At 41.7% G+C, this 13945-nt stretch carries 17 protein-coding genes and 2 pseudogenes; 15 read left to right on the top strand and 4 right to left on the bottom strand.

Features of this window, described 5'->3' with window-relative positions; all coding sequences use genetic code 11:
- The 6 genes and pseudogenes from ACE1AQ_RS01920 to ACE1AQ_RS01895 all read left to right on the top strand — a co-directional run.
- Positions 1 to 440, top strand: a pseudogene (locus ACE1AQ_RS01920) (hypothetical protein); the annotation flags it as partial.
- A gap of 59 nt (positions 441 to 499) precedes the next feature.
- Positions 500 to 3133 (top strand): cyanophycin synthetase, encoded by a 2634-nt coding sequence (gene cphA / locus ACE1AQ_RS01915; protein WP_008206266.1) that lies wholly within the window; start codon positions 500 to 502, stop codon positions 3131 to 3133.
- A gap of 117 nt (positions 3134 to 3250) precedes the next feature.
- Positions 3251 to 3952, top strand: a complete 702-nt coding sequence (locus tag ACE1AQ_RS01910; protein ID WP_002794879.1) for a DUF488 family protein — start codon at positions 3251 to 3253, stop codon at positions 3950 to 3952.
- Entirely contained in the window at positions 3888 to 4334 is a 447-nt protein-coding gene (locus ACE1AQ_RS01905) for a DUF488 family protein (protein ID WP_024969514.1), read from the top strand. Before ACE1AQ_RS01910 ends, ACE1AQ_RS01905 begins: the two co-directional genes overlap by 65 nt.
- Positions 4322 to 5080: a hypothetical protein gene (locus ACE1AQ_RS01900; RefSeq protein WP_253257778.1), complete on the top strand. Its 759-nt coding sequence runs from the start codon at positions 4322 to 4324 to the stop codon at positions 5078 to 5080. Before ACE1AQ_RS01905 ends, ACE1AQ_RS01900 begins: the two co-directional genes overlap by 13 nt.
- 83 nt (positions 5081 to 5163) lie before the next feature.
- A complete protein-coding gene (locus ACE1AQ_RS01895; protein WP_238560447.1) occupies positions 5164 to 5346 on the top strand; it encodes a hypothetical protein in 183 nt (60 codons plus the stop codon).
- Positions 5347 to 5360: 14 nt separating this feature from the next.
- Here ACE1AQ_RS01895 and ACE1AQ_RS01890 read toward each other — a convergent pair whose 3' ends face one another.
- The gene (locus ACE1AQ_RS01890; protein WP_110545927.1) at positions 5361 to 5861 is read right to left on the bottom strand and encodes a hypothetical protein; all 501 of its coding nucleotides are present in this window, start codon (positions 5859 to 5861) and stop codon (positions 5361 to 5363) included.
- Positions 5862 to 6036: 175 nt separating this feature from the next.
- Here ACE1AQ_RS01890 and ACE1AQ_RS01885 point away from each other — a divergent pair, with 175 nt between their 5' ends.
- On the top strand, positions 6037 to 6405 hold the full coding sequence (locus ACE1AQ_RS01885; RefSeq protein WP_110545928.1) for a hypothetical protein: 369 nt from the start codon (positions 6037 to 6039) through the stop codon (positions 6403 to 6405).
- A gap of 144 nt (positions 6406 to 6549) precedes the next feature.
- Here ACE1AQ_RS01885 and ACE1AQ_RS01880 read toward each other — a convergent pair whose 3' ends face one another.
- From ACE1AQ_RS01880 to rpaB, 3 genes are all read right to left on the bottom strand, one after another.
- Entirely contained in the window at positions 6550 to 6768 is a 219-nt protein-coding gene (locus ACE1AQ_RS01880; protein WP_002746174.1) for a DUF433 domain-containing protein, read from the bottom strand.
- A 665-nt stretch (positions 6769 to 7433) separates the two neighbouring features.
- The gene (locus tag ACE1AQ_RS01875) at positions 7434 to 8075 is read right to left on the bottom strand and encodes a cofactor assembly of complex C subunit B (protein ID WP_008206296.1); all 642 of its coding nucleotides are present in this window, start codon (positions 8073 to 8075) and stop codon (positions 7434 to 7436) included.
- A gap of 9 nt (positions 8076 to 8084) precedes the next feature.
- On the bottom strand, positions 8085 to 8813 hold the full coding sequence (gene rpaB, locus ACE1AQ_RS01870) for a response regulator transcription factor RpaB (protein ID WP_002734727.1): 729 nt from the start codon (positions 8811 to 8813) through the stop codon (positions 8085 to 8087).
- Between the two features lie 233 nt (positions 8814 to 9046).
- Between rpaB and radA the strand changes: the two genes are divergently transcribed.
- The 8 genes and pseudogenes from radA to ACE1AQ_RS01830 form a co-directional block, all read left to right on the top strand.
- Positions 9047 to 10573, top strand: coding sequence for a DNA repair protein RadA (gene radA / locus ACE1AQ_RS01865; RefSeq protein ID WP_008206299.1), 1527 nt, complete (start codon positions 9047 to 9049; stop codon positions 10571 to 10573).
- Between the two features lie 45 nt (positions 10574 to 10618).
- Positions 10619 to 10720 (top strand): cytochrome b6-f complex subunit PetL, encoded by a 102-nt coding sequence (gene petL / locus ACE1AQ_RS01860; protein WP_002791324.1) that lies wholly within the window; start codon positions 10619 to 10621, stop codon positions 10718 to 10720.
- A gap of 72 nt (positions 10721 to 10792) precedes the next feature.
- Positions 10793 to 11248, top strand: a complete 456-nt coding sequence (locus ACE1AQ_RS01855; RefSeq protein ID WP_008206303.1) for a DUF29 domain-containing protein — start codon at positions 10793 to 10795, stop codon at positions 11246 to 11248.
- Positions 11249 to 11259: 11 nt separating this feature from the next.
- Positions 11260 to 11715, top strand: coding sequence for a DUF29 domain-containing protein (locus ACE1AQ_RS01850; RefSeq protein WP_008206305.1), 456 nt, complete (start codon positions 11260 to 11262; stop codon positions 11713 to 11715).
- Positions 11716 to 11727: 12 nt separating this feature from the next.
- Positions 11728 to 12183 carry a DUF29 domain-containing protein gene (locus tag ACE1AQ_RS01845; protein WP_008206307.1) on the top strand — a complete coding sequence of 152 codons (456 nt, stop codon included), beginning with the start codon at positions 11728 to 11730 and terminating at the stop codon, positions 12181 to 12183.
- An 11-nt stretch (positions 12184 to 12194) separates the two neighbouring features.
- A complete protein-coding gene (locus ACE1AQ_RS01840) occupies positions 12195 to 12653 on the top strand; it encodes a DUF29 domain-containing protein (RefSeq protein ID WP_110545929.1) in 459 nt (152 codons plus the stop codon).
- The gene (locus ACE1AQ_RS01835; protein ID WP_008206313.1) at positions 12646 to 13575 is read left to right on the top strand and encodes a YbhN family protein; all 930 of its coding nucleotides are present in this window, start codon (positions 12646 to 12648) and stop codon (positions 13573 to 13575) included. The genes ACE1AQ_RS01840 and ACE1AQ_RS01835 overlap by 8 nt, the downstream gene beginning before the upstream one ends.
- A 185-nt stretch (positions 13576 to 13760) precedes the next feature.
- Positions 13761 to 13945, top strand: a pseudogene (locus ACE1AQ_RS01830) (hypothetical protein); the annotation flags it as partial.

Here is a 13945-nt window from a genome sequence, read left to right as displayed (position 1 = left end):
TGCGACTAGAAAAGTCTAAAAATAAAGCAGAACAATCACCCGAAAGTCATGCTAACGATGGAATTGCTCTTGCCTGTTTTCAATTTTTAGATTATTTGCCATTCCATACTTCTAATGGACATGGATATGATTGGAAGGGTTATGTTAAAGTAACAAACGCTCCTTTCGCTGTCATCAAACGTCCTCCTATTAGTCGTCGTCAACTTCACCTGATGGTTTTTTCTAAGGGTGGTAAACGACGTAAATATGGTGGCTCTATTACAAGACATGGGTTCCGTAAAGGAGATTTAGTTTCTTCTCCCAAAGGAATTGGTTATGTCAGTGGAGATACCGAAAAACAGCTATCTGTAAGCGATACCAATGGTCAACGATTGGGACAGATAGCTGTTAGCAAGATTCAGTTAATTCGTCGTTCTAACGGTTTAATTGTTTCTCACTAACTTGTATAAAGCCGCCCTCCGCTATCGCTAAAGGGCGGGGTTTCAGACCCATTTTTTCGATGAAAATTCTCAGAACCCAAACCCTGCGCGGTCCCAACTACTGGAGTATTCGTCGCGACAAGCTCATTGTTATGCGTCTAGATCTCGAAGATCTCGCAGAAAAGCCATCGAATGAAATTCCTGGCTTTTACGAGGGATTAATCGACGTTCTCCCCAGTTTAGTCGAACATTACTGCTCCCCCGGTTATCGCGGCGGTTTCTTTGAACGAGTCCGCACCGGGACCTATATGGGCCACATTATCGAACACATCGCCCTAGAATTGCAGGAATTGGCAGGAACTCCCGTCGGTTTTGGTCGCACTAGAAGCACCTCCACCCCAGGAGTCTATAACGTCGTCTTTGAGTACGTTGACGAGCAAGCGGGACGTTATGCGGGTCGGGCTGCCGTGCGTTTGTGTCAATCGATTGTCGACACGGGAACCTATTCTAAGGAAGAATTGGCCCAAGATTTAGCCGATTTACGCGATTTATGCAATAATGCCTCCCTCGGTCCGAGTACCGAAACCATCGTTAAAGAAGCACAGGCTAGAAATATCCCTTGGTTACTCCTGAGCGCTCGTTCCATGGTGCAATTGGGCTATGGTGTTCACCAAAAGCGCATTCAAGCCACTTTAAGCAGTTTTTCGGGGATTTTAGCCGTTGAGTTGGCCTGTGACAAGGAAGGCACGAAAACTATCCTCAAGGATGCCGGCATTCCCGTCCCCCGGGGTACGGTGATTCAATACTTGGATGAGTTGCCCGAGGCAATCGAGGAAGTGGGAGGGTTTCCCATCGTGATTAAACCCCTCGATGGCAACCACGGCCGGGGCATCAGCATCGATGTTAAAAATCAACAGGAAGCAGAGGAAGCCTATGATCTGGCCAGTGCCGCCTCAAAAACCCGCAGCGTGATCGTAGAAAGATACTATAAAGGCAGTGATCACCGAATTTTAGTCATAAATGGCAAAGTCGCCGCCGTGTCCGAACGGATCCCCGCTCACGTCGTCGGTGATGGGCGCTCAACTATAGAAGAATTAATCGAGATTACTAATCGGGATCCCAACCGGGGCGAGGGTCACGCCAACGTTTTAACTAAAATAACTATTGACAAAACCGCCCTTAATGTGCTAGGGAAACAGGGCTATGAATTAACCAGCATTTTAGCCCACGGAGAGATCGCCTATCTGCGGGCCACGGCTAATTTAAGCACCGGCGGCATCGCCGTGGATCGTACCGACGAAATTCACCCCGAAAACGTCTGGATCGCCCAAAGAGTGGCAAAATTAATCGGTTTAGACATTGCCGGGATCGATGTGGTGACAGAGGATATCCGCAAACCCCTGCGAGAAGTAGATGGGGTGATCGTAGAAGTCAACGCTGCCCCCGGTTTTCGGATGCACGTCGCCCCTAGTCGCGGTTTACCCCGCAATATCGCCGCCCCGGTTATCGATATGTTATTCCCCCCTGGGACTCCCAGCCGCGTGCCGATTCTGGCAATTACGGGAACTAACGGCAAAACCACCACTAGCCGCTTAATTTCTCATATTTGCCGACAAACGGGGAAAGTAGTCGGATTTACCACGACGGACGGCGTATATATCGATGATTATCTGGTAGAAAAGGGCGATAACACCGGTCCCTACAGTGCCAGTATGATTTTGAAGGATCCCACAGTAGAGATTGCTGTATTAGAAACGGCCCGGGGTGGTATCCTGCGATCGGGTTTAGCCTTTAATCAGTGCGATGTGGGAGTGGTGTTAAATGTGGCCGCCGACCATTTGGGTATCGGTGATATCGACACCATCGAACAAATGGCGAAGGTAAAGAGCGTTGTCGCCGAGGTGGTTAGCGCCGAGGGTTACGCGGTTTTAAATGCCGATGACCCCTTGACCGCTAGTATGGCCGAAAAAGTCAAGGGAAGAGTGGCTTATTTTTCCATGAGTCCCGATAACCCGATTATTCACGACCATATCCGTCGCGGTGGCATGGCCGCCATCTATGAGAATGGCTATCTGTCGATTCTAGAGGGAGAATGGACGCTGAGAATCGAGGAAGCGGTTAATATTCCCGTGACTATGCAGGGAATGGCTCCTTTTATGATTGCTAACGCCCTGGCCGCCTGTTTAGCCACTTTTGTGCAGGGGATCGATATCGAGTTAATTCGCCAAGGGGTGCGGACTTTTAAACCTTCCGTCGCCCAGACCCCCGGCAGGATGAACCTGTTTGACTTGGGACACCATCACGCTTTAATCGATTATGCCCATAATCCAGCCGGATACGAAGCCGTCGGCGGTTTTGTCGGCAATTGGTCCGGGGAAAAAGTCGGCGTGGTCGGCGGACCTGGCGATCGACGCGATGATGATTTAATTTTATTAGGGAAATTATCGGCGCTTATGTTCGATCGGATTATTGTTAAGGAAGATAACGATACTCGCGGTCGCCGCCGGGGAGAAGTGGCCGATTTAATTCTCCGGGGAATTAGCCAAGAAAATGCCAGTTTGCGTCCAGAAGTTATTCTCGATGAAACGGAAGCTTTAGAGAAGGCTTTAAGCACGGTTTCCGAGGGTGGTTTAGTGGTAATTTTCCCGGAAAGTGTCACCCAGGCGATCGATTTGATCGAGAAACATCGACCCCTGACCGATAACCAGGGTTAGAAGTTGGGATATTCTGCCTATAGAGTCATTTCTGGCCCGATGGCCTGTTCCCCTCTCTAGGCAATCGTTGATCTACAATGATTATTGTAGGCTTTCATCGAAGGAATAATAATATTGATGCAGTTATTCACCATCGGTCACTCTAATCATGAAATTGCCTCATTTATGCTTCTACTTAAGAAGCATAATATAACTGCCCTTGCTGATGTTCGTTCTCATCCTTATAGCCGATTTCTCAAGCATTTTAATCAGTCAATATTGTCAAATGCTTTAAAAAGTGAAGGCATTTACTATGTGTTTTTGGGCAAGGAATTAGGAGCCAGACCGAGCAGCGAAGAATGTTATGTCAATGGTAAGGCTTTATACGAAAAAATTGCGAAAACATCAGCTTTTAATCATGGAATTGAACGAATTTTACAGGGAGTGAAAAAACATCGAATTGCCCTTATGTGTGCGGAGAAAGACCCGATTGAATGTCATAGAGCGATTCTGGTTTGTCAACATCTACGTCATTGCGATTTAGATATTTATCATATTCTCAAAAATGGTGACTTGGAATCTCATGACCATCTGGAAGAAAGAATGCTGTTTAAACATAGTTTGACAGATTTTTCAGCAAGTAGTCAAAAAGAAATTCAGCTTTCTTTATTTGTCGAGCCAAATAGCAATATTCTCACAAAAGCAGAATGTTTGGAGAAAGCTTATAAGCTTCAGGGTGATGCAATTGCTTATATAGAAACAAGTGGTAATTATGATGAACAGGACAATCAATCTCTTTACAATCGGCTTTACTCAAAAGACTGCACAGAAGTTCTTTGATGACTTACAAAAAGCTGGTGTTAAGAGAGTTATAGATACTCGTTTAAATAATGTTTCCCAATTAGCAGGATTTAGTAAAAAAGCTGACCTAGAATATTTTTTAAAAGTCATCGGTGGCATTGACTATGTTCATGTTTTAGACTTAGCTCCAACTCAAGATATTCTTGATGAATATAAAAAGAAAAAAGTTGATTGGACAATATACGAACAAAAATTTAGACAACTTATTAGTAGCCGGAGGATTGAAACAAAAGTTTCTCCAGATGTAATTAATAACGCTTGTTTACTCTGTAGTGAGGCAAAACCTCATAATTGTCACCGTCGTTTAGTGGCCGAATATTTAAAGGAGAAATGGGGGAATGTCAATATATGTCATCTCTGAAAAAAATTGTCTGTCTTGCTAATTCATGGAAATTAAATGAACGCTGTATCGCTGGAATTGATATTAGTTCAGGAAATTGGGTTCGTCCTGTGTGTGATTCTCTTTATCCAGAAGATGGCAGGGTTCCACGAGCAGTTAGACTAATTTCTGGTAAAGAACCAAAAGTTTTAGATATTCTCGAAATTCCCCTTGCTGATACTGGCAATGATTTTGGGTTTGAATCGGAAAATCTTTCCGTTTTACCCGGTGAGTGGAAATGTGTAGGTAGATTCAATATCAATAATTTGGGAAAGTATTGTAGAACCCCAACAAAAATACTGCACAATTCAATTAAATATGTTAATCCTTCTTATTTGAAAAACCTTAATTTCAATCAACGTTATACTCTCCAGTTGATTCAAGTGCAGAGTTTTAGAGTATATCAAAAAGAAAATTCAAAAGGAAATTTTGAGTGGCGTGGCACAATTACAACAGCGAATGGTAACAGTTTGACAGAAGCAAAGATAACTGATCCCGTATTTGTCGAGAAATTAAATACAGGCTATCAACCTCAGCAAAACTGTTTTGTTACCGTCAGTCTTAGTCTGCCTTGGATCTCTTCGGCAAATTGGGAAGGAGAAGCTCCCTGCTGGAAATTAATAGCAGCTGTAATTGAATTACAGGAATTACGACTAGACAACTTTTTTATAAATTGTTGGCTCGAAAAAATCTCTGTTCGTGAAATTTTCAGAGCTATGAACAGTTGAGTTTAACAGACTGAAGTGGGCGAGGTAAATTTAGCATAAATGCTGGAGCGATCAAGCGAAAATAAGGCTCTTCTCAACTTTGTGTGATAAGTTTAACTTATATAGTAGCGATCGATCTTTGTGTCCTCTGTGTCTCTGTGGTTCCTTCCACTCCCTCGCCCGCAAGACTGTATCTTAGAATACATTTTACCCACCAAATCCAAAAGAACCCCATTTCCCTATCCTTGTCAATTGTGGATCAAAGCAGCTTGACATCCATATCTTGATAAATTTATCAAAGTTACTCTGGTTTGAGACTATCTAAAACTAATTTTATATCTAAATCAAGAGCTTGAGCAATTTGTTCGATCTTTAATCCTAATCCTATTAGTTTGGGAACAGTTTCTAGTTTTGCTTTAATAACATTGTTTTCAGTTTTATAAATATGATAATTTTCTATTTCTCGATTATTAGAAGGGTTATGACAGAAAGTAACCTGATCAATTTTTACAGATTTATTACCCAAATTATTAATACTATTGCTGACAATTAACCTTTCAATTGCTGATCGAACAGTTGATTTATTTAATTCTTCCCCTAACACTTCCGAAAGAATGCGCCAAAGTTCATAAGCTTTATCTCTGGCATGACCTTCAGAACAATTATATTTTTCTGCTATTTTTGCATATTTCTGACCATCAAAAACGTTCTTTAAAATCCCTAATTGCAATGTATCGAGATGCTTTCCCGTGTGGTCAAAAACCAGATTATCAATAAGTGAGAAGACTTCTTGGGTATCCATGGGAGTAATGTTAAGATTTGGAGACACAATACCGTCATTATCCGTTATTTTCCGATATTTGTAAACATAGTTAACAAAACCTCCGACAATATCCGTTTTTTTCCGTCTTGACAATGTTTAAACTTATTAGTTAGGATTCTGCTTATTATGGTTGTTTTTGCAGTAACTACTCACTATGAGAGCCATTAAAATCCTCTGTATGTTCATTGGTGTGGGATTAATTAATTCTGCTCCCATACAAGCAAACAATATGAGTAATGATATTTTAATTAGCCAATCTCGTCGTCAGTATGAATGTACGCGGAACGGAGTTAATCCCACTATATCAGGTTCTCTGTTTTCAGATGGATATAACTGTTTAATACCTATATCAGCAGGTAAGTGTGTAGGTTATGCTGATGCTTTTGGATACAGTCGTATTGGTAATCCAGATCCTAGAGGAATGATAAGCTGTAAGAATGTCGAAATTGCAGAAGATAGACTAACAGGGAAAAAATATTATCGATTTGGTTCAGGAGATAAATTTATCTTGGAAGGAAAATAAGTTTATTTTAGATTCTGTAATTATCTTTACAGTTGACCATTCTTGATCCCAGTCCATCCCATTTGCGGAACAGTTTTGATATTATAACCTGTAAACTCCCTCATTAATCTTCGGTCAATACATTCATCTAAAAGAAGCCTCATTTCACGCTACCCTATCAATAAGCTCTTTTTCAAATTCTGCAAGTAAGCTAATAACTCGTTCTCTTGTTACCGTCGGAAAACCCTCTAAAAAATCATCAATTGATTCTCCTGCTTTAAGATAATCAAAAAGTGTTTGTATCGGAACTCTAGTACCTGAAAAAACAGGAACACCACTCATAGTTTCAGGAGATACATGGATAAGAGGCGAATATTTAGCCATTTTGATTACCTTCTTAGCTTCTACAGAGTAGATTAACCCAGAGCAATGCGTCTTGTCTTCATATTCTAGCCTAGATTCTTGAAAAATGGGTTAAACTGATGCTAAATAGGGTTTGCTGACAAAGTACGGGCGAAGCATTCGGGCAATAACCTATCGGTGAAACCGTAGATTTTTTATCCGAATGCTTCGCCCCTACAGGACGCGGGCCGATGAAGACGCAAGGTTTTGAAGCACGATTCTCTCAAAATCTTGCACCTGTTTCGCGAGAAAAGCCACAAAACCCTTACCTTGCCTACATTTCACCTTTATTCAGCAAACCCTAAATAGGTTAGGGAAGTGACTTTCAGTTAATGATGCTAAAAATGAACAATAATCTAAAATCAAGCCGATAATGACTAAATGCAACCGACGGAAGCCCAACTTAGACAACTCTATCACCTAATTTCAATAAAGTCCGAAAACTATGCACGGGTAGGTTCTTTATGGGAGGGGATGGGGGTGATGACCTTCTCGACCCCTAACTATCAGTTAACGATTTTTAAAAGCTTCGATCGCCGCCGGCAAAGTATAGCTATCTCACCATTGAGATAACTGCTGTAGCTACAGGTCGATCTCTAACTGTTTACTCTCATCTTAACCAAATTCTTAAATCTTACTGAAATCGTCTAAAACTGACTGAAAGTGTCGGCTAATTTATCAGCAATTCCCTCGATCCAAATTTCATCTTGTTTAGTGTAACTGCGCGGTGCATTTGCCGCCAAAATTAACACCCCTTCCTTACCGATGGGTTGACAGATTAAGCCTTGGGTGTTTTCTGGCAAATAGTCAAACTCGATTTTAGCGGGATATAAATTTAAATTAACTAAATAAACGGCTTTACCAGTTTCTAAAACTCTTTTGATAATATTACTAACTTTAACTTCAGAATTCTGGCTTAAGATACCGCGACGTAATAAAACTTCTCCCCGATAATAAACGATCAGAGATTTTGTCACGGTGTTAGTTAAAAGTAAATGGGAGGCCCAAGCAAGCTCAATTTTAACCGGTTCTGGCAAATCTGGGGCAAATTCCAGGCCTTCGCGCCCGATTAATTCCACAGCATCCGGTAAGCGAGGTTGAACTCTTTGCCAGATTAAACCCACCAAAATTAAAACCCCACTCAAAATCACTCCCATCACATCGGAACGCGCTTGCGATGGGGTTAAATCGGCAGTGGCAAAACGATTAAACATTAATACCGTACCCCCGACGATGCCGGCGAACAGGGGTAACAGTCTTAAAATACGATTGGGATCAGCTGGTGCCATAGCTGAGAACTATTCCTCGTCTAGTTCTAAAATCCGCTGGAAAAGATAGCCTGTACCTCTAGCGGTGAGAATTAACTCAGGATTGCTGGGATCATCCTCTAATTTGGCTCGTAAACGGGAAATATGCACATCTACCACCCGCGTATCCACATGACGTTCGGGGGTATAACCCCAAACTTCCTGAAGGATTTCCGAGCGGGAAAAAGCTTCTCCCGATCGACTAACCAATAATTCCAGTAAACTAAATTCCATACCAGTCAGACGGATGCGTTCATCCCCCTTATAAACTTGGCGTTTATTGGTATCGATTTTAATTGAACCGATATGAATCACACCGGAACTAGGAATCCCTGGAGCGCCATTTTTCTCTACCCGACGCAACACCGAACGAATCCGCGCCTCGAGTTCTTTGGGAGAAAAGGGTTTAACCACATAGTCATCGGCACCCAATTCTAGTCCGGTAATTCGATCGGCCACATCCCCCAAAGCGGTTAACATAATGATAGGAATATCCGATTCTTTGCGGAGTTCCTGACAGACACCGTAACCGTCTAATTTCGGCATCATCACATCCAAAACCACTAAATCGGGTTCGGCAGTGCGGAAGGTTTCTAAAGCTTCCTCGCCGTCGGCGGCGGTGACGACTTCATAACCAATCATCGACAAACGAGTCTCTAAGATACGACGGATGCTGGCTTCATCATCAACAACGAGAATTTTTTCCTTCTGGTTCTCCAACTGAATTAACACTCCTTAGTTAAATAGTGTGATGAATTTTAAAGTTAAATAACGAGCGTTCCTGTTTATAGAATATCCTTTGGCCGTTATCATTAAGCCTGAATTTCCTATTTTATTTCTTTTATGGCAATTATCAATAACTTTATTGTCCCCCTCCCCCCATATCATACTTAACTAAATTTGACAAGAGAATTGATCCTCAAACCGCTTTTCTTTAACTTTTCTTAAAAAACATGGCGAAATCGCGAACAATATATATCTGTAGTGCTTGTGGGGCGGAATCTCCCCAATGGTTGGGAAAATGCCCCAGTTGTGACACCTACGGGACTTTAGAAGAACAAGTGGTAGCTGGTGGCAATAATCAGGCGGTAAATCGCCCAGGATGGCAAAATAGTCGCCCAAATAACGGCAAAGGACAACGCAACCCGCAGCCGCGCATCTCGGTGCGCTTCTCGGAAATTACCCAGTATGAACAGGAACGTTTTCCCTCTGGGTACGGGGAATTTGATCGCGTTCTCGGTGGTGGCATTGTCCCCGGTTCTCTTGTACTAATTGGCGGCGATCCGGGTATCGGCAAATCGACGCTTTTACTGCAAGTTACCAACCAACTCGCCCAAAGATTACCGCGCATCCTCTACGTTTCCGCCGAGGAATCGGGACAACAGATTAAACTGCGGGCTGCCCGTTTGGGGGTGGGAGTGGTTGCCGTGGAGTCGGAAAATAACGGCAATGGCAAGGAGAAAAAAGCCTCCGAATCAACCGCAGAACTCGATAATCATCTCTACGTTTTGCCAGAAACCGATTTAGAGGAAATTTTGCGAGAATTAGAATCTCTACGCCCACAAGTGGCGGTAATTGACAGTATTCAAACTCTTTATTTTGGGGCCTTAACTTCCGCGCCGGGATCCGTCGCCCAAGTTCGCGAATGTACCTCCGCCTTGATGCAGGTGGCAAAACGGGAGAATATTACTTTATTAATTGTCGGTCATGTTACCAAAGAAGGGGCGATCGCTGGTCCGCGAGTTTTGGAACATTTGGTCGATACAGTGTTATATTTTGAAGGCGATCGCTATGCCTCCCATCGTCTCTTAAGATCCGTGAAAAACCGTTTTGGGGCAACCCATGAGATCGGTATTTTCGAGATGGTGGATCACGGTTTGGTGGAAGTGGAAAACCCCTCAGAATTGTTTTTAGGCAATCGCGACGAATTTTCCCCGGGTACGGCGACGGTGGTAGCCTGTGAAGGTACACGCCCGATTGTGGTGGAGTTACAGGCATTGGTTAGCCCTACCAGCTATGCTTCCCCGCGAAGATCGACTACTGGCATAGAATACAACCGATTACAGCAAATTCTCGCCGTTTTAGAAAAGCGCGTCGGCATTCCTTTATCGAAATTAGATGCCTATGTTGCCTCCGCGGGAGGGTTGGGAGTGGAAGAACCGGCGGCGGATCTGGGAGTTGCGATCGCTGTTGTCGCCAGTTTTCGCGATCGAGTCGTGGATCCGCGCACAGTTTTAATCGGGGAAGTGGGATTAGGCGGACAAGTCCGCTTAGTGTCGCAAATGGAACTAAGATTAAAAGAAGCGGCGAAATTGGGCTTTAAACGGGCGATTGTCCCCAGAGGTCAAGTTTATCCCGAAGATGTGGGCTTAGAAATTGTTCCAGTCGGCAAGGTAATCGAGGCAATTGTCGCCGCAATTCCCCCCCAGCAGCGCTTTGGGGAAGATCCGGAAGACGAGGAAGGGGAAGGGCAAGAATAACGGTACAATGCTAAAAAAGATTAAATTACTTGGGAGATTTTCACCATGTCTGTGTTAGCTGTTGCTGCTTTAGCGGGTTATCTGATCGTTTTTACCGGAATTGCCCTCGGTCTCTTTTTCGGTCTGCGCGCCGCTAAAATTATCTAGTATATAAACAGTAAAAAAGCTCTAGTGATCGATTTAACCGGTCACTATTGCCTATTGTAGGGGAGATAAAAAATGACTGTTATTCCCGACTTTAAAACTCTCTACGAAATTGATGATTCTCTCTGGTTAGAAGAAACCATCGAACTCTTGAAAGCGAAAAAATTTGACGCTTTAGATTTAGAGAATTTAATCGAGGAGTTAGAAGATTTGGGTAACGAAAAAAAGTTTCGTATTGCTAGTTTTTTACAGCAAATTATTAGACATTGTTTATTATTACAATTTTGGCCAAGGGAAAGAGAATATAATCAAAGTCATTGGCAAGCAGAACTGGTAAATTTTCAAGATCAATTAAATACCTACCTAACGGCAAGTTTACGGAAATATTTAGAACAAGAATTTGATAATATTTATCAGAAGGCACTCCGTTATGTGAGAAAAAAGACCAACAATCAAGTCAACTTTCCCAATACTTGTCCCTACAGTTTAGAAGAAATTCTCGATCCTAATTGGCTACCAACTTACGAATAAAGGAGATGATAATGACTGTTATTCCCGACTTAAAAACTCTCTACGAAATTGATGATTCCCTCTGGTTAGAAGAAACCATTGAACTCTTGAAGAATAGAAGATATGAAGATTTAGATTTAGAAAACTTAATCGAGGAGTTAGAAGATTTGGGAAACGAGAAAAAGTTTCGTGTTGCTAGTTTTTTACAGCAAATTATTAGACATTGTTTATTATTACAATTTTGGACAAGGGAAAGAGAATATAATCAGGCTCATTGGCAAGCAGAGATAATAAGTTTTCAATATCAGTTAAAGCGCTATTTAACCACAAATCTTCGCAAATATCTAGAACAGGAATTTGAGCAAATTTACTTTGAGTCCCTGCAATACGTTCGTAAAAAAACTGATAATAAAGTCAACTTTCCTGATATTTGTCCCTACAGTTTAGAAGAACTTCTCGATCCTAATTGGCTACCACCTTACGAATAAAGGAGATTAACAATGACTGTTATTCCCGACTTAAAAACTCTCTACGAAATTGATGATTCTCTCTGGTTAGAAGAAACTATAGAACTGCTCAAGGCTAAAAAATTTGACGCTTTAGACTTAGAAAATTTAATCGAGGAGTTAGAAGATTTGGGAAACGAGAAAAAGTTTCGTGTTGCTAGTTTATTAGAGCAAATTATTAGACATTTTTTACTCCTACAGTTTTGGACAAAGGAAAGAGCATATAATCAGGATCACTGGGAGTTAGAAATAGTCAACTTTCAAATTCAGCTAAAAAGACGCTTAACCACTAATCTCCGTAATTATTTACAAAATGAATTAACTAACATTTATGAAGATGCAGTTTTCTTTGTGCGGAAAAAGACAAAGAATAAAGTTACTTTCCCCGATACTTGTCCCTACAGTTTAGAAGAACTTCTCGATCCCAATTGGCTACCACCTTACGAATAAAGGAGATGATAATGACTGTTATTCCCGACTTAAAAACTCTCTGCGAAATTGATGATTCTCTCTGGTTAGAAGAAACTATAGAGCTGCTCAAGGCTAAAAATTTTGATGCTTTAGATTTAGATAATTTAATCGAGGAGTTAGAAGATTTGGAAAACGAAAAAAAGTTTCGTGTTGCTAGTTTTTTACAGCAAATTATTAGACATTTTTTACTGCTACAATTTTGGCAAGATGAAAGAACATATAATCGTTCTCATTGGCGCTCAGAAATTGTCAATTTCAAAAACCAGATCGATACTTATTTAACTAATAATCTCCGTAATTATCTCAGTCAAGAATTACCTCGTATTTACCAGAAAGCCTTAAATTATGTTAGAGAAAAAACCGATAATCAAGTTAGTTTTCCTGGAGAATGTCCCTACAGTTTAGAAAATCTGCTCGCTCTCGATTGGTTGCCTCCAGAAAATGAATAAAGGAAAAAACGAAATGCTGAAAAAGTTTCTACGTTGGCTAATTATTGGGGGAACCTTATTTTTCGTTCTCAGTAACCTTAAAAATAACTGGGATAACGTCACCTCAGTTAGAATTGAAAATCATGGCTGGTTATTTCTTTTCTTGGCACTTGTAACCACGGTTATTGCTCAAATTTGGGCAGGATGGGTGTGGACATGGATACTCAAAAGCTATCAACAACCGATTAAAACCTCCGCAGGAATTGGCATCTATATGATTACCAATTTAGGAAAATATCTACCCGGTAATATCGGTCATTTTTATGCTCGCATCGTGGCAATTAATAAAGCAGGAAGTGATTGGGGAACAGCTAGTTTAAGCGTTTTATTAGAACTTTTATTACTGGTATGTGCGGCCTTAGCCATAGCAGTAATTGGTAGTGGTTTAGGTTGGATGAAATCTAGCTCAAGTCTAGGGATACAGATATTAGTTTTAGGATTAATTTTAATCGGCATTCATCCCAAATTTTTAAATTATCCTCTCAAAATCCTTAGCCAAAAGAAAAAGATTGCTCAAGAACCTGTTTATCTAACTAAATATCCTCTCGTCCCTCTCCTGGGTGAAACTGGATTTTTATTGTGGCGCGGTGCGGGTTTTATTTTGGCTGGAATGGTGTTAAAAATGATTGCCCCCGCTCAGATTTTACCCCTCTTAGGAACCTTTAGTTTTGCTTGGTTATTGGGGTTAGTTGTCCCCGGAGCGCCGGGGGGATTAGGAGTTTTTGAAGCCACAGTGATCGCACTTTTAGACGCAGAAAACTTTCCCGCCGCTAACGTACTTGTCACCGTTGCTATCTATCGTTTAATTAGCATTCTCTCCGAAGTCATTGCCGCCGGAATCGGGACAAAATTAGTTAAAGATAAAGCCAAGTTTTTTGGTTAGCTTAGGGATATTAGTCGGGCCTGTTAGCCCAATGTAACCCATCCAGAAGAAAAGTTTTGATCATTGTTAAGCCAAGATAATTTTCTCAACTCCTAAAATCTATCTCCTCACTCCTAAATTCTGATGTAACATAGGATCAATAATCAGCAAAAATCTGGACACTCCCACCTAGAGAGGCCGAAAAAATGACGATTGCCAAAAGCGACGAAACTGCCACCTCTCCGGCACCGATAGAAGAAGATTTCGAGGACTTTTGGGAACCACCCCCACCCCCCACAGACTTAATTTTTGATGATGGTGAACCCTTGGAAAGCAACCGACACCGCATTGCCATGAATGTCTTGATTCGCTCCCTACAGCAGGGTTACGG

The sequence above is a fragment of the Microcystis sp. BLCC-F209 genome (assembly GCF_041928595.1).
In the GTDB taxonomy this organism is placed as follows: Bacteria; Cyanobacteriota; Cyanobacteriia; order Cyanobacteriales; family Microcystaceae; genus Microcystis.
This window is presented reverse-complemented; position numbering and strand designations above follow the sequence as displayed.

Excerpts from the sequence above, each read along its gene's own strand:
- ACE1AQ_RS01855 (WP_008206303.1), top strand. The coding sequence starts at position 10,793 with ATGACTGTTATTCCCGACTTTAAAACTCTCTACGAAATTGATGATTCT.
- ACE1AQ_RS01840 (WP_110545929.1), top strand. The coding sequence starts at position 12,195 with ATGACTGTTATTCCCGACTTAAAAACTCTCTGCGAAATTGATGATTCT.
- ACE1AQ_RS01885 (WP_110545928.1), top strand. The coding sequence starts at position 6,037 with ATGAGAGCCATTAAAATCCTCTGTATGTTCATTGGTGTGGGATTAATT.
- ACE1AQ_RS01875 (WP_008206296.1), bottom strand. The coding sequence starts at position 8,075 with ATGGCACCAGCTGATCCCAATCGTATTTTAAGACTGTTACCCCTGTTC.
- ACE1AQ_RS01910 (WP_002794879.1), top strand. The coding sequence starts at position 3,251 with ATGCAGTTATTCACCATCGGTCACTCTAATCATGAAATTGCCTCATTT.
- ACE1AQ_RS01850 (WP_008206305.1), top strand. The coding sequence starts at position 11,260 with ATGACTGTTATTCCCGACTTAAAAACTCTCTACGAAATTGATGATTCC.
- ACE1AQ_RS01845 (WP_008206307.1), top strand. The coding sequence starts at position 11,728 with ATGACTGTTATTCCCGACTTAAAAACTCTCTACGAAATTGATGATTCT.
- ACE1AQ_RS01900 (WP_253257778.1), top strand. The coding sequence starts at position 4,322 with ATGTCATCTCTGAAAAAAATTGTCTGTCTTGCTAATTCATGGAAATTA.
- cphA (WP_008206266.1), top strand. The coding sequence starts at position 500 with ATGAAAATTCTCAGAACCCAAACCCTGCGCGGTCCCAACTACTGGAGT.
- radA (WP_008206299.1), top strand. The coding sequence starts at position 9,047 with ATGGCGAAATCGCGAACAATATATATCTGTAGTGCTTGTGGGGCGGAA.
- ACE1AQ_RS01880 (WP_002746174.1), bottom strand. The coding sequence starts at position 6,768 with ATGGCTAAATATTCGCCTCTTATCCATGTATCTCCTGAAACTATGAGT.
- ACE1AQ_RS01905 (WP_024969514.1), top strand. The coding sequence starts at position 3,888 with ATGAACAGGACAATCAATCTCTTTACAATCGGCTTTACTCAAAAGACT.
- petL (WP_002791324.1), top strand. The coding sequence starts at position 10,619 with ATGTCTGTGTTAGCTGTTGCTGCTTTAGCGGGTTATCTGATCGTTTTT.
- ACE1AQ_RS01835 (WP_008206313.1), top strand. The coding sequence starts at position 12,646 with ATGAATAAAGGAAAAAACGAAATGCTGAAAAAGTTTCTACGTTGGCTA.
- ACE1AQ_RS01890 (WP_110545927.1), bottom strand. The coding sequence starts at position 5,861 with ATGGATACCCAAGAAGTCTTCTCACTTATTGATAATCTGGTTTTTGAC.